The organism is Acinetobacter sp. AS23 (genome assembly GCF_023612055.1).
Taxonomy (GTDB): domain Bacteria; phylum Pseudomonadota; class Gammaproteobacteria; order Pseudomonadales; family Moraxellaceae; genus Acinetobacter; species Acinetobacter oleivorans.
In genome coordinates, this window is record NZ_CP082274.1 from 2,823,557 (window position 1) to 2,843,512 (window position 19,956).

Here is a 19,956-nt window from a genome sequence, read left to right on the forward strand (position 1 = left end):
TCTTTAATTTAATAAATATTGAACATTAAAATTTAAAGGTGTAATCGACATTTAACCGCGTTTCATTTGTCGAGTGAAAGGTCATATTCGTTGGCATATCGTTGCGGTAGTGAGAAAAACGGGCTCGCATTCCCAATCCTTTTAGCTTACCTTCAGGAATTTTATAGCCCAAATCAAACTCTATCGACTCTTCTTTGAAACGCTGATCGCCGTATTGCAGCAAATCAATGTCTTCACCTTTTGCATAGCGGGTCATAAAGCGTAGTCCATTTAATGAAACATCACCTACCCGCGCATTTTTAAAGTCATATTCATAACGAATCGAATAGACTTTTTCGTCTTTATTTGAATAGTCCGAACTCATAAAATCAAGCACAACCGGACTTTCAGTTCCTGATAAAAATGGTAAACCAGTCGAGCCAAATGACTGCATGTAGCCCAAAGAAAGCGTATGATTTTGATAGTTCAAACCAAATAAGCCACCAATATGTCGGTTATCGACCTCTCCTATTTTTTTACTTCCTGTTTCCTCACTATTAAAAAACCGTACGTCACTTAAAAAATTAAGCTGGTCATTTAAAGGCTGTTTACCGTTAAAGCCCAAAAATTGTTGCTGGTAAATGTCTTTGAGTCCAGCATGATAAGCCCGTAGACGATAATCCTTTAACTGATAGCTTCCACCTAATGTATAAAAAGAATCAGTAGTTGCCGCTTTGTCAAAACGATGGTTGATATTGTCTGTTCCAACATCGGTATAACGAATTGAGTCGCGCTGCCGTACTTCGTCGACATAAAAGCCTTCAAGTTGAAGATTTGGAATTTCATTTGAAACAAAGCGAATACCGCGATACGTCTGTGGAAACAAGCGCGCTGGCGATGAAAATAGGGTTGGTAATTGCGGAACCAGATCACCCACAAAAAGCTCATTTTTTCTAAATTTAGCCTTCCCTGTAATGCCGATTTTTCCATAATAATCGTCACGTGAGTTATCGGTATCAACTGGAAGTAAGCCACTACGCGCATAGTCATCAGCACGGCTTCCCATCAGGTTAAAACCTGCCATTGCCAGTACATCAACACCGAACCCAACTGTCCCTTCGGTGTAACCAGACTGTCCTTTAAAAATTAAACCCTGCGCCCAATCTCTACCTGCTGTATAGGGATATGGGTCTTTTTTATAGTCTCGGTCAAAGTAAAAATTACGTAGTGTTAGCTCAGCTTTACTATCTGCAAGAAATTCGGCATGCACAACTTGACTAAATAATGGGCACAAGCATACCCCCACCCATAATGGTGTCTTTTTCATTTTTTATCTCAACTATTTAATTTTTAATGGATTAAGGTGCTGTTTTAAGCAAGTAGTTCTGCTCTTTTTGACTGCGGTAAAAAGCACTACCCAAACTTAAAATCAGGAAAATAGCCAAAATAAACACCACACCGTAATAGGCATACAGCGTTGCGGGTGCTATACCTTTATCCAAAAAAATGCCTGCAACCGTTGGCGATAAAATTGCCCCAATTCGTCCAAAACCAATTGCATAGCCCACGCCGCGACTACGGATTTCAGCATCATAAATTGTTGGAGAAATCGAATATAAACCTGCCACACAGCCATTAATGAGTGTGCCAAGTAATAACCCAACCATGAGTGCAACACTGACTTGAGCGGAGACTGCGACAAATAGGAAAACACATGCCGAGGTTAGCCCTAAAAATAGACTTAAGGCATAGAAAATTTTCATACGTGATGCTAATAAACCAATAATGGCTGCCCCGAAAATCCCGCCAATACTAATTAAAATGCCGGTACTTACGCCTTGATGTGGCGACATCCCCATTGAAATAAGAATTTTCGGTGTCCAGCTCATCACAAAGTAAAAGCCAAACATCACTAAAAAGAATGCAAACCACAAACAAAGTGTTTGAAATCCAAGTTGTCCAGCAAACAACTTGCCCAGTTCACTACCATTTTGCGTACTAATTTTTTCATAACGCGGCATAACTGGTAATTCGTTTAGCCCCATACGATTTACAGTTGCATTAATACGTTCTAGTGCCTGTTTTGGTCGTTTCGCGAGTAAATAATCTAGAGATTCAGGTAATAACCATGCGCTGATCAGCAACATTGCAATAGTAGTAATGCCGCCTGCTAAAAAGATTGAGCGCCAACCTAAGTGCTCAATCAATGCCAGTGATAGTACCCCGCCCAGTGTCGCGCCAATTCCATAACCGGTAGACATTAAGCTCACAGCAAGACTGCGCCAGCGAGCATTGGCATATTCACTCGCCAATACATTACTACTCGCAAGGATGCCACCCACCCCAATTCCAGTAATAAACCGAAGTGCGGCTAACATGCCGTGGCTTTGTACAAAAGCACAGCCCAGCATGCTAAGACCTGCAATAACAAGACAAACTAAGATGAGTAAACGTCGACCGATTTTATCGGCTAAAGGTGCAAGAAAAATTGAACCGGCAGCCATTCCAAAAAGACCTGAACTGAGTAACAAACCAATTTGTGCGCCTGAAAGTGACCATTCTGCCGAAACAGATGGAGCAGTAAATGCCATTACCATCACGTCAAAGCCATCAATAATATTGAGACAAATACAGATCAGAATAACGAACCATTGGTAGCGGCTCATGTTGTTTTGATTGATCTCACTTAGAACGTCTCTTTCCATTTGTGTATCTCCCTTGGATAAGACATACACACGACATTGCTGATATAAGCGATTGGGTGGTTATGCACATCCGTATCCATAATGACCTAGAGGAATATTTGTTTTTTGAGCATCCTGCTCTTTTTCTATACTGAATATTTGGATCCAAAAAATCAACTAAAATTATAAATGGATTATTAAAAAGTATATAAACACATAAATTATATAAGTATAAAATTATTAAAAACATAAAATTGGAATGCTTAAATATTTTTATGGATCCATATTAAAAAATCCATTATGATCGATTCCAGAGCATTTTTTAGCCAAAAAAAGCTCAGTTTATTTCCAGGAAATGCAAGATGCATTTATGAAACATCAAAGGATTGTTGTTATGAAACTCAAAAGAGTAAGTCAGCTTACATTGGGACTTTTTTTTGCCAGCCAGTTGTTTTACACAGCGCAAGCAGCACCTCCAAAAAATCAACAACCACCTAACATCATGATTATTTTGGCCGATGATCTTGGATTCTCAGATATCAGTGCTTATGGTGGCGAAATTAAAACCCCTCATATTGATAGCCTGTTAAAGCAAGGAAAAATGCTTTTTAATTTTCATGCTTCATCAATGTGTTCACCTACTCGTGCACAGCTTATGACTGGTGCAGATAACCACTTGGTAGGTTTAGGTGCGATGTATGAAACATCAAAACGACAAGAAAAATTGGTTGGCGCCGATAGCCCGCGTGCACTCCTCAAAATTGATGGCTATTCAGGTCATTTAACGCAAAATGCTTACACACTCGCAGAAATTTTAAAGACTAAAGATTATTACACCTTCATGGTCGGTAAATGGCACTTAGGCTATGCTCCCAACCAAAACCCTAAATCCCGTGGCTTTGATCAATCTTTTGCTCTGCTCGATGGCTTCGATTTACACTTTAAAGACCAACCTAAAAACTATCCGCGCAACACCCAATACACTGAAAATGGTCAAAAGACCACTTTGCCTGACAACTACTATTCGACCGACTTTTTTACACAAAAAGCGTTTGAGTACTTAGACAAAAATAAAGCGCAAAAACCATTTTTTGCTTACTTAGCCTATACCGCTCCACATTGGCCGATACAGGCACCCGCTCATTACAGAGACTTATATAAAGGTAAATACGATCAAGGCTACGATGCAATTCGTAAGCAACGCTTTGAGAGACAAAAGCAACTAGGATTAATTCCTGCAAATGCAGAATACCCAGTCGAACGTGGCAATCAAGCTTTAGGCACCAAAAGCTGGAATGAACTTACACCACAAGAGCGCAAATACGAAGCGCGCAAAATGGAAGTTTATGCGGGCATGGTTACCCAGTTAGACGACCGCGTGGGTGATGTCATTCAATATCTTAAAAAGCATCATTTATATGACAATACTTTGATTGTGTTTATGTCAGATAACGGCGCTGAGGGTGGTGATCATAATTTCCCAATGGGTGATGCCGACAATCGCTATGAAAATATAGGCAACGCCAGCTCATATGTTTATATGGGACCACGATGGGCTGAAGTGAGCAGCACTCCATTTACGTACTGGAAGTCAGCCGCTTCAGAAGGCGGTGTGCGAGTTCCATTTATTGTTAAATCACCTGTTCAGATTTCTAAACAACATGGAATCAACAATAACTTTGCGACAGTCAGAGATATATTCCCAACTGTGATGGAGCTAGCTGGTATTCAAAATAGTCAGGTTTATCCAACTTCAAGCACCAAAATTAAACCATCTGGTTTTAGTCTGATCCCTGCGTTTAAAGATAATACTGCCCGTATTCGTCCTGTTAATTATTATGACTTTAAAGAATTACATGGCAGCCGCTACGCTAAAACTGACCAATGGAAACTTGTTGAAAACTCACCTTCTAAATTTAAGAGCCATGGTTGGGAACTCTACAATTTAAAAACAGATTTTAATGAACAACATAATGTTTACGCAGAACATCCTGAAATCGTCAAAGTCTTAAATGATAAATATTTAAGATATGCCGATGAAAACGGCGTTGTGGATTTTGAGCAATACAACAAAAAGTAGAGAAAACCAGATGAAACAAATCATAATGCTTTCATCTTTCCTCTTACTTTGTGCATGCCAAAAAACTACACCTCGACTAGAACAAAATCCTTTGCCCGACCTAGGCACTAAAGCTAAATGTTCTTCCTATTCAGGCCTTCCTTCGGGATGGCCTAACAATAAAGAAGCAGGCATGGTTAAACTTCCGCAAGGAAAAATTGTTTTAGGCACCACACAAGGTTATGAAGATGAACGCCCATTAAACTTACAGGCAACTTCAGTTCCCGCTTTTTTAATTGATGCAACTGAAGTCACCAACGCTCAATTTCAAGAGTTTGTTAAACAAACGGGTTATGTCACCGACGCAGAGAAGCAAGGCGGCGCAGCTATGTTTATACAACCAGATCATCCAATTGAAGAATTACAGTGGTGGAAATTTGAAAAAGGAGCCAATTGGAAACATCCATGGGGCTTAAACAACCCTAAACAACCCGCGCCTCATGAGCCTGTTCGCATGGTGACATGGAATGATGCCTACGCTTATGCAAACTGGCTAGGTCATGACTTACCGACTGAGCTTGAGTGGGAATATGCAGCCAAAGGTTTTCAGCAAAATTCCGATATTGGCCCTACCCACGAAGGCCATATTGTAGCCAATTTCTGGCAAGGCGAATTTCCTTATAAAAACATTCAGGAAGATAGTTTTAAGGATGTTGCCCCTGTTGGTTGTTTTAGTAAAAACCCCTTTGGTTTGTATGACTTGATTGGCAATGTATGGGAATGGACGCAAACACCCTATACAGGACCACGAGATCACCATATGGGAGATCCATCGAAATATCGGCAAAGTCACGAACAGATTTTGCAATACACGATTAAAGGCGGATCTTATTTATGCGCAACCAACTATTGCGCGCGTTATCGTGCTGCCGCGAGGCATCCACAGGAACTCGACCTTGCCACCAGCCATGTCGGATTTAGAACAGTAAAACGCTTTTAAACGGATTTAAAAATGAAGCATATTTTTATTTATGGGATTTTCTTCTCAGCGATAACCCTTGCCTGCTGTTTAGCTCACAGTGAAGTAGATGTTAATTTTCAAAATACACTCACACTAAAAACATTCAACTTCGACAGACAATATGAAAATGGTACTAGCCCCGATACTCATAGCTTGAGCCAAGGTCTGATCTATCGTGGTAACTGGTCAACTCAGCTTAATGATGTTCAGCTACACCTCAATCCAAGCATCCAATATGCATATCGCCTAAGTCACGACCAATACACCAATGATATGGTCATACCCTTTGACCCTAACACAAAAAAACAAGCACGAGACCAAGTTAAATATGGCTTAGGTGCTGGAGTTGAATATCAAAACTTTCGCATGAATGTAGGTGAAATCGCTCCCGATTCACCACTTACTCCACAAGTCGATACACATCAATTACGGGTGAACTATAAAGGCTTAGAATTAAAATATAAGACACCACAACAAAATTTCGAGCTAGGTTTGATTAACCGTTATTCGCCAAAAAATGAGGAGGACTACCACAAACTTGCCATCTCAAAACATGAATCTGATGGACTTTACTTTTTCCAGTGGGATGGGAAAACGCCTCAATATCATTGGAAATTTTATAATGGTTATTTAACAGATCTCATCAATCAAAGTTACTTTGCTTTTGATTATCAATGGACAAAACAGCACACCACAAAATTACGTGTGTTTCGCCACGACGATATCGGTAAATCAAAGCTTGGTGAATATGACAATACATCTGTAGGGGCCATGCATTTCATTAAACATGGAAACTTTACAACTGGAATTGGCTACCAAGAAAACTTTGGCAAAGATGGTATTCCAAAACTCGACAATATGCCCATCCCCCATATGATGAACTGGACCTTAGGCGCTTTTACCAAAGCAGACGAAAAGTCTTATCATTTCGTTGCCTCGTATGACTTTAAAGACTACATCAAGGGCCTAAAAGTGACCTATAAATATATTTATGGCGATTCATTTCAAACCATGAATCAAAATGATTTTGAGCAAGAAAGTAATGTGTTGATTCAGTACGACCTAAATGCTTGGATTAAAAATCTTAAGTTTCTTTTCTTAAATATTAACTACGACACCAAACATGGCAAAAGTCTGGATGAACAGCGCATGATGCTTCACTACACGGTTAATTTCTAATTCTCACTTTCCATAATGGCTTAACCATAGCCGTTATGGATCCAAATTAAGATGAATAAAAATTTCAGCCATAAAATTTAAAAGAAACACAAAAAGCCTTTATCAACATTAAAACACATGCACAATGACCACACATAAAGATCAATATTTTTTAAAAAATATACTGCCTATCAATTGACCAATATTTTTATTTATTATAAATTGGATCCAATAAGTGATAAGGAGTCGTCACAAATGTTTATTAAAAATGCTTGGTATGTTGCCTGCCGCCCAGAAGAAATCCAAGACAAACCACTAGGTCGCACTATTTGTGGTGAAAAAATTGTTTTTTATCGTGGTAAAGGAAACCAAGTTGCAGCCGTTGAAGATTTTTGTCCCCATCGCGGTGCCCCACTTTCACTTGGATATGTAGAAGATGGAAACCTCGTATGTGGCTATCATGGCTTAGTCATGGGTTGTGATGGAAAGACTGTTTCAATGCCAACCCAACGTGTAAATGGCTTCCCTTGCAACAAATCATATGCAGTTGTTGAAAAGTTCGGTTTTATTTGGATATGGCCGGGCGAGAAAGCTTTAGCAGATGAAACAAAACTGCCAACTTTAGAATGGGCAGATCATGCTGAATGGAGCTATGGTGGAGGCCTATTTCATATTCAGTGTGACTATCGCTTGATGGTCGATAACCTAATGGATTTAACCCACGAGACCTATGTTCACTCAAGCAGCATCGGACAAAAAGAGATTGATGAATCATTGCCTGTCACTAAAGTTGACGGTGATCATGTGATTACCGAACGCTACATGGAAAATGTGATTGCACCTCCATTTTGGCAAATGGCCCTTCGCGGTAATCACTTGGCGGATAATGTACCAGTTGACCGTTGGCAACGTTGCCACTTCTTTGCGCCAAGTAATGTCCACATTGAAGTAGGTGTAGCGCATGCTGGACATGGTGGTTATCACGCACCAAAAGACAAAAAAGTTTCCTCAATCGTGGTCGATTTTATTACGCCAGAAACCGAAACCTCTCACTGGTATTTCTGGGGAATGGCACGTAACTTCCAACCTGACAATGCTGAACTCACCGATCAAATTCGTGAAGGCCAAGGCAAAATCTTTACTGAAGATTTAGAAATGCTTGAGCAACAGCAGCAAAATATTTTAAACAATCCACATCGCAAGTTACTAATGCTCAACATCGACGCAGGCGGTGTACAGTCTCGTAAGGTGATTGAGCGACTACTTGCCGAAGAAAATAAAACACCTCCTGAAACATCCACACAGAAGTTTCCAAACATTCGGATTATTTAAAGGAGCATGAACATGGACGTTATTATTCAAAAAATTCACCAGCTTACCCCGACCATTCGTGCTTTTGAATTGGTTGCGGCAAATGGTACAGCGCTGCCAAGTTTTGAAGCAGGCGCTCATATTGATGTGCACCTGAAAAACGGTCTCACCCGCCAATATTCACTTTCAAACTGCTGCACTGAAAAGCATCGTTATGTGATTGGCGTTTTACATGATGCCAATTCACGCGGTGGCTCACGTTGCATCCACACCGAATATTGTGAAGGCGACCATTTAAAGATTGGTGAACCACGCAATTTATTTGAGATTCATCCTCAAACAAAACAGGCAGTTTTATTTGCTGGTGGTATTGGTATTACCCCTATTTTGTCGATGGCGTATCGTCTTAAGTCGGCCAATATTCCTTTCGAACTGCACTACTTTGTTCGTAGTCATGAAATGATTGCTTTTTATGGCAACTTAACCGAGCACTTTGGTGACCAAGTTCATTTTCATATTCAAGACCAACCCGACACCGAATGTAATATGGCAGAGGTTTTAGCGCAAGCTTCACCAAACAGACACTTATATGTATGCGGTCCGACAGGATTTATGCAGTTTGTCATGAGCTCGGCCGAACAAGCTGACTGGCACAGCGAACAGTTACATCAAGAGCATTTTGTCGCTCAAAAAGTAGATACATCTAACGATGAAGCTTTTACCATTGAAGTTAAAGGTACGGGCCGTCGAATTGAAGTATTACCAGAGCAAACTGCTACTGAGGCATTAATTGCAAATGGTTTTGATATTCCTGTTTCGTGTGAACAAGGTATTTGCGGGACCTGTATTACCCGCGTAGTAGAAGGCACGCCTGATCATCGAGATATGTTTATGACCGATGAGGAACATGCTTTGAACGACCAATTTACGCCCTGCTGTTCTCGTGCAAAAACTAAAAATCTTGTGATTGAACTTTAATATTTAAGTTCCTTTATTCAGAAATAAAGGAACTTATTTCAGCTTAAGCGCTGAGAACACTTCTTAGCGTTTCACCTAAAATTACCACGCTACTGTGCTCACGCATTAAGGTTTCAGCACGTCCTGCCTGACGATGGACCAATGCATCAAAAATCGAGCAATGCTGTAAATGTGCATAGTGCAAACGGCGATATTCTGACAAAGCTCGGTTCTGGTCATAGGTAATAGCTTGAGCAGAAGCCATCGGTAATTGGTTGTTTTTTGCCAAGGCTTGTATGAGTGCGACGTTTTGCGCGCCCTCAATAATGGTATCATGAAAAATGACGTTAAAATGGTGATAACGTTCTAGTTCAGCATCACCAAACTCGTCTTTATCATTAAATAATTTTTCAGTTTCTTGAATGCAATGTTGCAGCGTCTTTTTCTGCTCTTCGCTTAAGCCTTGTTCTGCCAAAGTTTTGGCAGCTAATCCTTCCAGCACACCACGCACTTCAAGCGCATCATGAACAAGTTGTTCTGAAATTTCACGAACCGTGTAACCACGAGTTGGGTTTTTAATGAGGAGGCCTTCTTGCTCGAGCAAGCGAAAGGCAATACGAACAGGCTGCCTTGAAACACCAAGTAACTCGGCAGTCGGAATTTCGGCAATTCTGGCACCGCCTTCAAGTTCCCCTGAAATAATCATTTTTCTTAGTTTAAGTAAAACTTGTTGTCCTGAAGACATTCGCTGCCACACATCACCAAAAACGTCACTTCGATGCTAGCAAGTTCATTTGTAAAATGAAATAAATTTTCTGTGTGAATCAGTGCTTAAGCATTTCTATTAAGTTTAATAAATTAAATTGCAAACTACCTTTCATCAAAGGTTTTTAAGATTATTGACCATAATATCGAGATTATTACGGATTAAATAAGCCAAGTTAATATCAATGCCTTCAAGCATTTTTTCTTCGACTTTTAAAACCACTTCATTACATTTATTTAGCTTTTCAATACCGCTTTCAGTCAGCGTAATTAAAATACGGCGGCCATGTGTTGGATCTGGTTTTTTCTCAATCCAGCCATTGACCAGTAAATCTTGCAAAATTTTGTTAGCCGATTGCGGCTTAATAAAAGACCGCTCAGCGAGCTTAGCATTGGATACATTACTTTTTGAAGCTAAAACAGAAAGTGCTGTAAATTGCGGCAAGGTAATCTCAAGCTCTTTTAAATGTTCTGTTAAATGTTTACTAATAATTCGGTCAACACGAGCAATCATGTAACTTAACTTTGGCTCATCTTCTACTTTTTTTGGAACTGAATTCGAACGTACCATAACCTTTCAATCATCATAAGAAAATCTGTAGTGAAAGTATGAGGCTCTAACCCCATACTTTCGTTAAAACTTAGCGAGCACCTGAGCTTTGTACTAAATGTACAGGCTGTTTAGGTTTTTTGACAAGAAGTAATGCAGAGATCGCTGCAATTAAAATCACTGGAATACTTGAACCAATCACGATGGTCGAGCTTTGTCCAAGCGAGAGTAAAAAACCAGCCATTAAAGGCCCTGCAAAAGAACCAATACGCCCGATCGCAACCGCTGAACCTACACCTGTTCCACGCATTTCTGTTGGATAATACATGGCAGCCAAACCGTACAACGCCGATTGTCCGCCCACAATGAATAAACCACAGCCCACTGCCGAAAGTGCAAGTAAAGCAACGGTTGGGGATATCGCTAAACAACAAAGCGAAAATAAAATGCCGAGATAAATCAGTTTAATCACAAAACTCATGCGTAACTTATCCAGCAATACACCCATGAGAATCGAACCTAAAATTCCACCCACGTTATAACCCATCTGCACATAGTTTGCCTGTAATTTCGATAAGCCTTGCGCGCCCATCAGCAATGGCAACCAATTCAATAAGAAATACAGTACAACGAGCGTACAGAAAAAACTGACCCAAAGCTGAATGGTCGACATACGACGTTCTTTCGCAAATAAAACTTCCAAGAATGGAGTCGTTTTTTGCGCTTGACCTTTACGTTGCAGGTAATCATTTGACTCAGGTAAAAAGCGCATAATCAGTGGAATGAGTAAAATAGGCGCAATCCCACCAATATAGAAAATATGACGCCACTCTGCATCGCCTGCCAACGACATGGCAACAACAGAAGTGAGTAATCCTCCAAAAGGAATACCGCTATACATGATGCTGACAGCAGTACCTTTATATTTATCAGGTACAGCTTCAGATGCCAGTGTAATCATCATTGGAAGTGCCCCACCCATTCCTAAACCAGTACAAAAACGAATGAGTAACAGCAAACTAAAGTTAGCAGCATAAGCCGTTAGCAAAGACATAATTCCAAAAAGTAAAATACTAAAAATCAGAATTTTCTTACGCCCGACAATATCGGCAAATCTACCGCCTAATATGGCACCTGGTAGTGTTCCTAAAATTGCAGCACTAAATGCCCACGCCATCTGGCCATTGTCCAACATAAACTCAGCCCGCATTCTTGGAGCGGCTACCCCCATTGACTGAAGATCAAAACCTTCAAAAATTGCTATTGCAAAGCATAATAGCAACGTGATTTTTGCCCTTGCAGACTGTCCTAATATCTTTTCCATTGTGTTATCCCTTATTGACTAGTCGTTCCATTTAGCCCTTTGTGTATTATTGTTTAAACACACCAAAAATATCAGTTAAACTTACTAAAAAATCAACATATTTTTATATTAAATCAGAAATAAAATTAATTAATATTTAAAATACAATTATTTATAAAATATTTATGAAATTTTATAAAAAAGACTTGAATGTAAGTTTAACTGATATTAAATTAAATCCCAGAACAGCAAAAAATCATTCAAGGAGTATGAAGATGAGTTATGAAAACCGCTGGGAAACAGTAGATGTTAAAGTTGAAGATGGAATTGCATGGGTAACACTAAACCGCCCAGAAAAGAAAAATGCCATGAGCCCAACACTCAACCGTGAAATGATTGATGTACTTGAAGCGATAGAACTTGATCAAAATGCACGTGTGCTTGTATTGACAGGTGCAGGCGATTCTTGGACAGCAGGCATGGACTTAAAGGAATATTTCCGTGAAGTCGATACTCAGCCAGAAATTTATCAAGAACGTATTCGCCGTGACTCATGCCGTTGGCAGTGGCAACTTCTTCGCATGTATTCAAAACCAACCATTGCTATGGTCAACGGCTGGTGCTTTGGAGGCGGTTTCTCACCTTTAGTGGCTTGTGACCTAGCAATTGCAGCAGATGAAGCAACTTTCGGTTTATCTGAAATTAACTGGGGGATCCCACCGGGTAACCTGGTCAGCAAAGCAATGGCAGACACTGTTGGTCACCGTGCCTCTTTGTACTACATCATGACGGGTAAAACCTTTAGTGGTAAAGAAGCCGAAACTATGGGCCTTGTAAATAAAAGCGTACCGCTTGAACAATTAAAAGCAGAAGTGACTGAGCTTGCAAACTGTCTACTTGAGAAAAACCCTGTGGTTCTTCGTACCGCTAAAAATGGATTTAAGCGTTGTCGTGAACTGACTTGGGATCAAAACGAAGACTACTTATATGCCAAACTTGATCAATGTATCCACCGCGATACAGAAAATGGCCGCCAAGAAGGTTTGAAACAATTCTTAGATGAAAAATCAATTAAACCGGGTTTACAGAGCTATAAACGTACTGGTTAACTTTTGATTCTTTAATGGCAATGTAAGGACACAACCCATGCAAAATGTACAGTTACTTATTCACGGTCAATCTGTTGATGCATCAAATCAGGCAACTTTTGAGCGTATCAGTCCAATTGATGGATCGGTGGCAACTAAAGCTGCTGCTGCAACGTTGGAAGATGTTGATCGTGCAATCGATTCGGCACAACAAGCTTTTAAAGTATGGTCGAAACTCTCGCCTACCGAACGTCGCTTACGTTTGTTAAAAGCAGCCGATCTAATGGACCAAAAGACTGAGCAATTCATTCAAACTGGAATGCAAGAAACAGGTTCAACTGCGACATGGTATGGGTTTAACGTTCATCTTGCTGCCAACATGTTACGTGAGGCCGCAGCCATGACCACACAAATTGACGGAAGTCTGATTCCGTCAGATGTGCCGGGCAATCTTGCAATGGGTGTGCGGGTTCCTTGTGGTGTAATTGTAGGAATTGCACCTTGGAATGCCCCTGTCATTTTGGCAACACGTGCGCTTGCTATGCCTTTGGCTTGTGGCAACACCGTTGTATTAAAAGCATCGGAAGCCTGCCCAGCAACACATCGTTTAATTGGTGAAGTGTTACATGAAGCAGGTCTTGGCGAAGGTGTGGTGAATGTAATTACGCATGCCGCTGAAGATGCACCACAAATCGTGGAGCGTTTAGTCTCTCATCCAGCCGTGAAGCGTATTAATTTTACGGGTTCAACCAAAGTCGGAAAAATTATTGCCGAGACTGCTGCCAAATATTTAAAACCTGTTTTACTTGAATTGGGTGGTAAGGCGCCTGTCGTGGTTTTAAATGAAGCTGACATTAATGAAGCCGTAAAAGCAGTCGCTTTTGGAGCATTCTTTAATCAGGGGCAAATCTGTATGTCGACCGAACGTGTTTTGGTTCAAGACAATATTGCCGACCAATTTATTGAAAAACTGATTGAAAAAACCCGCTCTATTCGAGCAGGTAATCCAACCTCAAAAGACAATGTACTCGGTGTTTTAGAAAGTCGACGTGCTGCAAACCGTATTCAGCATTTGCTGGAAGATGCTCAAAACAAAGGTGCTGACTTACCTTTAGGCATTCATATTGAAGACACCACCATGCAACCGACGCTGGTGCTCAATATTAAACCTGACATGCTGCTTTACCGCGAAGAATCATTTGGACCTGTATGCACAGTTCAACGCTTTTCAAGCATTGAAGAAGGCGTAGCACTGGCAAATGACAGCGAGTTCGGCCTTTCTTCGGCAGTGTTTAGTCAAAATATTTCACAGGCATTAGAAGTCGCTCAACAGATTGATTCGGGTATTTGTCACATTAACGGCGCAACCGTACATGACGAAGCTCAAATGCCATTTGGCGGAACCAAATCGAGTGGTTACGGACGTTTTGGTAGTAAAGTCTCTGTTGCCGAATTTACCGACTTACGCTGGATTACCATTCAAACCCAATCACGTCATTACCCGATTTAGTCAGGGTAATGCAGACAACAACATATTAAATAAAAATTGCATGATGCAAAAAAATAAAGCGCAGTGATGCGCTTTCCATGGAGTGAAAGAAATGCAAATGAATGCCACTCAATCACAAGACCGCGAACGGTTCGTAAAATTAGGGCAACATGATATTCATTATCACCATAAAGATGACATGCTCTATATCAGCCCAAAAGAGCAATTAAAACCGTATCCACAAAAACTTACAGATCGGTTAATTCATTTTGCACAAACCAAACCAGACCATATTTTTGCAGCAAAACGCAATGCTCAAGGTGAATGGGTCAAACTGAGTTATGCAGAAGTTTTACAACGTGCATGGCACATTGCTCAGGCATTACATGAACGTAAGTTAAACCAAGAAAGACCTCTGGTTATTTTAAGTGGTAATGATCTCGAACATTTAACACTCTCTATGGGTGCCATGCTGGCAGGTGTGCCTTTTTCAGCAATTTCACCAGCCTACTCTCTGATTTCTCAAGACTTTGGCAAACTTAAACATGTGTTTGAAGTGCTTACACCTGGTATGGTTTATGCCAGCGATGGACAAGCTTTTGCCAAAGCGATTCAGGCATGTATTACACCTGACATTGAAGTGGTGACCAATAAAGGGATTGTGGGCGATCAGATCTGCACATCTTTTCAATCGCTTTTAGATACGCCTGTTTCAAATGTTCAAGAGTTTTACCAAACCCTTGATGAAAACCAAATTGCCAAATTCCTATTTACGTCAGGTTCAACCAAATTACCTAAAGCTGTACCGACCACGCATTTAATGCTGTGTGTTAATCAGCAAATGTTGTTGCAGACTTTCCCTGAGTTTGAAGAAACGCCGCCTGTCCTACTCGACTGGCTGTCTTGGCACCACACCTTTGGCGGCAGTCACAATGTCGGCATTGCACTCTATAACGGCGGTACCATTTACATTGATGACGGCAAACCCGTTGCAGGAAAATTTGATGAAACCATTCGTAATCTCAAAGAAATTTCTCCAACAGTTTATTTAAATGTGCCAAAAGGCTGGGAAGAACTCACCGAAGCGTTAGAAAAAGATGAAGAATTAAGAGACCGCTTTTTTGTCAAAGTTAAAATTCTATTCTTTGCAGGTGCAGCGCTTTCAGAAGCGGGCTGGAACAGGCTCGACAAAATTGCTCAGCAGCATTGCGGAGAGAAAATTCGTATTATGAGCGGATTGGGCATGACCGAAACTGCTCCCTCTTGTGCTTTTACCACTGGTCCACGGGTGATGGCTGGCTTTATTGGTTACCCTGCTCCGGGGTGTGAAATTAAGCTGGTTCCATGTGGTGACAAACTTGAGTTTTGTGTTCGTGGCAAACATGTCATGAAAGGCTATTGGCGCTTAAAAGCGGACCAGCAAAGTACTATTTTTGATGATGAAGGCTTTTTCCACACTGGCGATGCTGTTCGTTTGGTCGATGTGAATGATCCAACTAAAGGCCTGATGTACGACGGACGAATTGCTGAAGACTTTAAACTCAATACAGGCACTTTTGTGAATGTGGGCACACTACGCAACAAAGTACTCATTCAAGGTAATTTACTGGTTCAAGATGTTTGTATTACAGGTTCAAACCTGAATGCGGTTGGCTTTTTGATTTTTCCAAAACTAGATGCTTGTGCTCAACAAGCTGGCCTTAAGCTGGGCGAACATTCTCCAGCAGAGATACTACAGCATCCTAAAGTCCAGCAATGGTTCCGCCAATTTTTAACCACTTTTAATAAAGATGCGACTGGTAGCTCAAATACAGTCTCAATGCTTTATTTAATGACCGAGCCACCTCAACTCGATGCAGGCGAAGTCACCGATAAAGGCAACCTCAATCAAAGCAATATTACCAAGCGTCGTGCAGCTTTAATTGATGAGCTTTATCAAAAGCAGAATGATAACCCGCTGATTATTCGGGTGCCTACCTTAAAGCAATAAGCAATTGAAATAGAAAAGGAAGCTCAAACTTCGGTTTGGGCTATAGCCTCACTTTTGCCTAAAAAAAGGTTCAACATGCCACACGATACAGAATTTGAACTATTTCGGGACAGCTATCGCAGATTCTTAAAAGAACAGGTTGCTCCGTATTACGAACAGTGGGAACACGATGGTCTTATCCCACGTGATCTATGGCTTCGTCTTGGGGAAAATGGCTTTTTGTGCGTCGATGTACCCGAGGAATATGGCGGTTACGGCGCTCCTGTGCACTACTCACTGATGCTGGTTCAAGAAACGGCTCAAGCTGGCTTTGCGTCTTTGGCGGTTGCCATTGGCGGGCAAAATGAGTTGGTCTCTCCTTATCTGCAAAATATTGGAACTGAAGAGCAAAAACGTTATTGGCTACCGAAAATGGTGACAGGCGAAGTTGTCACTGCAATAGCCATGACCGAAGCGAATGCTGGTTCAGACTTACAGGCCATACGCACTCAAGCGATTTTAGAAAATGACCACTATCGTATTAATGGTTCAAAAACGTTTATTTCAAATGGTTTGCATGCCGACCTGATTGTCCTGGTGGCGAAAACTGATCCTCAAGCCAAAGCAAAAGGCATTTCGATTTTATTAGTCGATGCTGCTTTAGATGGCGTTAAAAAAGGCCGTTCATTACAAAAAATCGGACTCCATGCCCAAGATACAGCTGACCTATTTTTTGATGATGTCTGTGTGCCTGCAACTCAGCGTTTGGGTGAAGAAGGACAAGGTTTTGCTTATTTAATGCAAGAGTTACCTCGCGAACGTTTAAGCATTTCGATGATGGCGTTGGGGTCAATTTTAGGCGCCATCGAACTGACTAAAGACTACGTTTTGGAACGTAAAGCTTTCGGACAACCTTTAAGTCAAATGCAAAACACACGGTTTGTACTCGCAAACGCGCAAATTAAAGCAAAAGCCGCTCAAGCTTTTGTAGACCAATGTGCAGCGCTGTATCAACAACACCTGTTAAGCGTGACTCAAGTTGCCGCACTGAAATGCTTTATCACCGATGTCCAATGTGAAGTGATTGACCAATTACTTCAGCTTTTTGGTGGCTACGGTTACATGCAGGAATACCCAATTTCACGCTTTTTTGTCGATGCGCGGGTACAAAAAATTTATGGGGGAACCAATGAAATTATGAAAGAAATCGTGGCCCGAGAACTGCTCGGAAAATAATTCGATTTAAAACCAAACAAGGCAGACACAACAACTATGCCTTGTTTAAAACAAAAAAATGTTATTTCAGGAAGAAATGCTATGTCGAAATTATGGATGTACTCTACCCTCATGCTCTCTGGTTCAGTGTGGGCTGGCAATTTTATTGACAACAGTTCAGTAGAACTCACCACGCGAAATTTCTATTTTGACCGCGACTACCAAGAGCAATCTGCTTACCCTGCTGCCAAGGACTGGACACAAGGTTTTATTCTTAAAGCCAATTCAGGTTATACCGAAGGGACTGTTGGTTTTGGACTGGATGTACTTGCGACGGCGGGTTTTAAACTCGATGCCGACGCAGAGCATGGCGGTACAGGAAACTTACCTAGAGACACGCGTACCAATGAACCTGCTGACTCTTATGGGGAAATTGGGGTCACAGCAAAAGCGAAAATAAGCCAGACTGAGCTACGTATTGGTACGCTAATGCCGATGAACCCAGTTTTAGTAGCTTCACCTGCTCGTTTGCTTCCTCAAACCTATCGAGGAATTTCACTGACCAGTAAAGATATTAAAGATTTTGATTTACAGGCAGCCTACCTCGATAAAGTGAATCATCGTGATTCGACCAACTATGAAAAAATTAAAATTTCAGGCGTAAATGGACGCTTTAAAAGTGCTGAAACGGATGGACTCTATTATTTAGGTGGAAACTATCAGTTTAATCCCGCACTCAAGCTCACCGCTTTTTATATGGATGTTGATGATCTTTATAACCAAACCATGGTCGGTGCCTTACACCAACATAAAATTAATGACACCACTAACTTTAGCTCACAATTACGTTACTACCGCAGCCGAGATGACGGGCAAGCAAAAGCAGGCTTAGTCGATAATGACCTTTATCATGCGCATTTCGAACTCAAACATCAAAACCATAAATTTATTTTTGGAACTTTCCAGCATCACGGCGACACCGCCTTTCCGTATTTGACTGGAGGTGAAACTGGGCTTCTCATTGACACATGGCCAGGTGAGTTTTTAAACCCAAAAGAAAAAGCCTATAGCTTCCGCTATGAATATGACTTTAAAGATTATGTGCCGGGTTTACGTTTCATGACTCGTTACACCACAGGCCACAATATTTATGCACCTAACTTAGGTGGCACCAATCTAAAAGAACGCGAAACCGACTTTGATTTAGGTTACACCGTTCAAAGTGGCTGGTTAAAAAATCTAGGGCTACGTGCGCGCTACGCCATTTATGACAACAACATGCTCTCTACAGCCAACATCAAACCTGTAAATGAAACGCGTATCAACATTGACTACACATGGAAATTTAAATAATTCAAAACGAGAGGTTCTGTCACACATAGAACCTCCTTTTATTTCGGGAAATTCATCATGAAGAAAGTTGTAACGCTACTCTGCGGAATTTGTCTCATTAGCCTGACTCATGCCGAAACACAATATAGCCCGCCACCTATTCAGCTTGAACCTTTAGCAAAATTCAGTGTTGATTTAAATGCGCCTGTTTGGGAATTAGGCACAACCAATGACGCAGGTAAACGCCGAATTATTCCCATTACCGGTGGGACATTCGAAGGGAAATCAATTAAAGGCCGCATTTTAAATAATGGCGCAGATTGGCAAATCGTCGACAGTAAAGGGCTGGCCATTATTGATACACGATATTTGTTAGAAACCGATGACGGTGCACTCATTTATCTTCAAACCAAAGGTTACCGACATGGCTCGGCAGAAACACTAAAACAGCTTGCTCAAGGTAAAGATGTCGACCCGAAAAATTACTATTTCAAAATTACCATGCAGTTTGAAACCAGCTCACCTAAATACTCATGGCTTAACCAGACCGTTGCGGTAGGTAGTGCAATGCGTTTGGGCAAAGCGGTTATTTATGATGCCTATACCCTGAAATAATAATTTTTATAACACCAACAAAAAGGATGGACCCTTAACTATGGATCAAAAAATTTTAGAACACTTACCCCCCATTCATCACCATTTGGGTGGACATAATATCCATTGGAATGACAAGAACACTGAACTCACCATCCACTACACGGCGCTAGAAAGCTTTACCAATCCACGCGGCACCGTTGAAGGCGGCATGATCTGCGCCATGCTTGACGATGTGATGGGACTTTTTGCCTTTCTCGCCAATGACCATAAACCCGCTACCACTATCAACTTAACGATGGATTTTTTGAGGCCCTGTGTTGTGGGAGAAGTCATTACGAAATGCCGATTCATTAAACAAGGCAAAACTGTACTGAATCTCGAAAGTGAAGCTTGGCAAAACAACAAAATGATTGCACGAAGCACAGCTAATTTTCTGGTTTTAGATTAATTGCGACCATTCATTCAATAAGGATATGAAT

The 19,956-nt window shown here is 41.0% G+C and carries 17 protein-coding genes; 12 read left to right on the forward strand and 5 right to left on the reverse strand.

The window, feature by feature from the left end; translation table 11 throughout:
* Positions 1–25: 25 nt before the first annotated feature.
* Both K6I41_RS13310 and K6I41_RS13315 read right to left on the reverse strand, forming a co-directional pair.
* The gene (locus K6I41_RS13310; RefSeq protein ID WP_250374535.1) at positions 26–1,306 is read right to left on the reverse strand and encodes an OprD family outer membrane porin; all 1,281 of its coding nucleotides are present in this window, start codon (positions 1,304–1,306) and stop codon (positions 26–28) included.
* Between the two features lie 31 nt (positions 1,307–1,337).
* Positions 1,338–2,684 (reverse strand): MFS transporter, encoded by a 1,347-nt coding sequence (locus K6I41_RS13315; RefSeq protein ID WP_250374536.1) that lies wholly within the window; start codon positions 2,682–2,684, stop codon positions 1,338–1,340.
* A 373-nt stretch (positions 2,685–3,057) separates the two neighbouring features.
* On the opposite strand from K6I41_RS13315, the gene K6I41_RS13320 reads away from it, so the two are divergent.
* The 5 genes from K6I41_RS13320 to K6I41_RS13340 all read left to right on the forward strand — a co-directional run bounded on the left by K6I41_RS13320 (position 3,058) and on the right by K6I41_RS13340 (position 9,190).
* The gene (locus K6I41_RS13320) at positions 3,058–4,743 is read left to right on the forward strand and encodes an arylsulfatase (RefSeq protein ID WP_250374537.1); all 1,686 of its coding nucleotides are present in this window, start codon (positions 3,058–3,060) and stop codon (positions 4,741–4,743) included.
* Between the two features lie 25 nt (positions 4,744–4,768).
* Entirely contained in the window at positions 4,769–5,722 is a 954-nt protein-coding gene (locus K6I41_RS13325; protein ID WP_250375787.1) for a formylglycine-generating enzyme family protein, read from the forward strand.
* 12 nt (positions 5,723–5,734) lie between these two features.
* Entirely contained in the window at positions 5,735–6,922 is a 1,188-nt protein-coding gene (locus tag K6I41_RS13330) for an OprD family outer membrane porin (protein WP_250374538.1), read from the forward strand.
* A gap of 234 nt (positions 6,923–7,156) precedes the next feature.
* The gene (locus K6I41_RS13335; protein WP_250374539.1) at positions 7,157–8,233 is read left to right on the forward strand and encodes an aromatic ring-hydroxylating dioxygenase subunit alpha; all 1,077 of its coding nucleotides are present in this window, start codon (positions 7,157–7,159) and stop codon (positions 8,231–8,233) included.
* A gap of 12 nt (positions 8,234–8,245) precedes the next feature.
* The gene (locus K6I41_RS13340) at positions 8,246–9,190 is read left to right on the forward strand and encodes a PDR/VanB family oxidoreductase (RefSeq protein ID WP_199999614.1); all 945 of its coding nucleotides are present in this window, start codon (positions 8,246–8,248) and stop codon (positions 9,188–9,190) included.
* Between the two features lie 43 nt (positions 9,191–9,233).
* On the opposite strand, the gene K6I41_RS13345 is transcribed toward K6I41_RS13340, so the two are convergent.
* From K6I41_RS13345 to mhpT, 3 genes are all read right to left on the reverse strand, one after another.
* Positions 9,234–9,926 carry a GntR family transcriptional regulator gene (locus K6I41_RS13345; protein WP_250374540.1) on the reverse strand — a complete coding sequence of 231 codons (693 nt, stop codon included), beginning with the start codon at positions 9,924–9,926 and terminating at the stop codon, positions 9,234–9,236.
* Positions 9,927–10,049: 123 nt separating this feature from the next.
* Positions 10,050–10,505, reverse strand: coding sequence for a MarR family winged helix-turn-helix transcriptional regulator (locus K6I41_RS13350; RefSeq protein ID WP_250374541.1), 456 nt, complete (start codon positions 10,503–10,505; stop codon positions 10,050–10,052).
* 70 nt (positions 10,506–10,575) lie between these two features.
* Positions 10,576–11,808, reverse strand: coding sequence for a 3-(3-hydroxy-phenyl)propionate transporter MhpT (mhpT, locus tag K6I41_RS13355; protein ID WP_013198528.1), 1,233 nt, complete (start codon positions 11,806–11,808; stop codon positions 10,576–10,578).
* Positions 11,809–12,056: 248 nt separating this feature from the next.
* On the opposite strand from mhpT, the gene K6I41_RS13360 reads away from it, so the two are divergent.
* The 7 genes from K6I41_RS13360 (at position 12,057) to K6I41_RS13390 (ending at position 19,925) form a co-directional block, all read left to right on the forward strand.
* Complete coding sequence (locus K6I41_RS13360) at positions 12,057–12,896, forward strand: p-hydroxycinnamoyl CoA hydratase/lyase (RefSeq protein WP_171056853.1); 840 nt, start codon at positions 12,057–12,059, stop codon at positions 12,894–12,896.
* Between the two features lie 37 nt (positions 12,897–12,933).
* Positions 12,934–14,385: an aldehyde dehydrogenase gene (locus K6I41_RS13365; protein ID WP_250374542.1), complete on the forward strand. Its 1,452-nt coding sequence runs from the start codon at positions 12,934–12,936 to the stop codon at positions 14,383–14,385.
* Positions 14,386–14,467: 82 nt separating this feature from the next.
* On the forward strand, positions 14,468–16,354 hold the full coding sequence (locus tag K6I41_RS13370) for a feruloyl-CoA synthase (RefSeq protein ID WP_250374543.1): 1,887 nt from the start codon (positions 14,468–14,470) through the stop codon (positions 16,352–16,354).
* A 75-nt stretch (positions 16,355–16,429) separates the two neighbouring features.
* Positions 16,430–17,569: an acyl-CoA dehydrogenase family protein gene (locus K6I41_RS13375; RefSeq protein ID WP_250374544.1), complete on the forward strand. Its 1,140-nt coding sequence runs from the start codon at positions 16,430–16,432 to the stop codon at positions 17,567–17,569.
* 81 nt (positions 17,570–17,650) lie between these two features.
* Positions 17,651–18,901: an OprD family porin gene (locus tag K6I41_RS13380; RefSeq protein ID WP_250374545.1), complete on the forward strand. Its 1,251-nt coding sequence runs from the start codon at positions 17,651–17,653 to the stop codon at positions 18,899–18,901.
* Between the two features lie 57 nt (positions 18,902–18,958).
* A complete protein-coding gene (locus K6I41_RS13385) occupies positions 18,959–19,495 on the forward strand; it encodes a DUF3237 domain-containing protein (protein WP_250374546.1) in 537 nt (178 codons plus the stop codon).
* A gap of 40 nt (positions 19,496–19,535) precedes the next feature.
* A complete protein-coding gene (locus K6I41_RS13390) occupies positions 19,536–19,925 on the forward strand; it encodes a PaaI family thioesterase (protein WP_192455799.1) in 390 nt (129 codons plus the stop codon).
* Positions 19,926–19,956 lie beyond the last annotated feature (31 nt).

Coding starts and splice junctions, on each gene's coding strand:
- K6I41_RS13310 (WP_250374535.1), bottom strand. CDS start 1,306: ATGAAAAAGACACCATTATGGGTGGGGGTATGCTTGTGCCCATTATTT.
- K6I41_RS13315 (WP_250374536.1), bottom strand. CDS start 2,684: ATGGAAAGAGACGTTCTAAGTGAGATCAATCAAAACAACATGAGCCGC.
- K6I41_RS13320 (WP_250374537.1), top strand. CDS start 3,058: ATGAAACTCAAAAGAGTAAGTCAGCTTACATTGGGACTTTTTTTTGCC.
- K6I41_RS13325 (WP_250375787.1), top strand. CDS start 4,769: ATGCTTTCATCTTTCCTCTTACTTTGTGCATGCCAAAAAACTACACCT.
- K6I41_RS13330 (WP_250374538.1), top strand. CDS start 5,735: ATGAAGCATATTTTTATTTATGGGATTTTCTTCTCAGCGATAACCCTT.
- K6I41_RS13335 (WP_250374539.1), top strand. CDS start 7,157: ATGTTTATTAAAAATGCTTGGTATGTTGCCTGCCGCCCAGAAGAAATC.
- K6I41_RS13340 (WP_199999614.1), top strand. CDS start 8,246: ATGGACGTTATTATTCAAAAAATTCACCAGCTTACCCCGACCATTCGT.
- K6I41_RS13350 (WP_250374541.1), bottom strand. CDS start 10,505: ATGGTACGTTCGAATTCAGTTCCAAAAAAAGTAGAAGATGAGCCAAAG.
- mhpT (WP_013198528.1), bottom strand. CDS start 11,808: ATGGAAAAGATATTAGGACAGTCTGCAAGGGCAAAAATCACGTTGCTA.
- K6I41_RS13360 (WP_171056853.1), top strand. CDS start 12,057: ATGAAGATGAGTTATGAAAACCGCTGGGAAACAGTAGATGTTAAAGTT.
- K6I41_RS13365 (WP_250374542.1), top strand. CDS start 12,934: ATGCAAAATGTACAGTTACTTATTCACGGTCAATCTGTTGATGCATCA.
- K6I41_RS13375 (WP_250374544.1), top strand. CDS start 16,430: ATGCCACACGATACAGAATTTGAACTATTTCGGGACAGCTATCGCAGA.
- K6I41_RS13380 (WP_250374545.1), top strand. CDS start 17,651: ATGTCGAAATTATGGATGTACTCTACCCTCATGCTCTCTGGTTCAGTG.
- K6I41_RS13385 (WP_250374546.1), top strand. CDS start 18,959: ATGAAGAAAGTTGTAACGCTACTCTGCGGAATTTGTCTCATTAGCCTG.
- K6I41_RS13390 (WP_192455799.1), top strand. CDS start 19,536: ATGGATCAAAAAATTTTAGAACACTTACCCCCCATTCATCACCATTTG.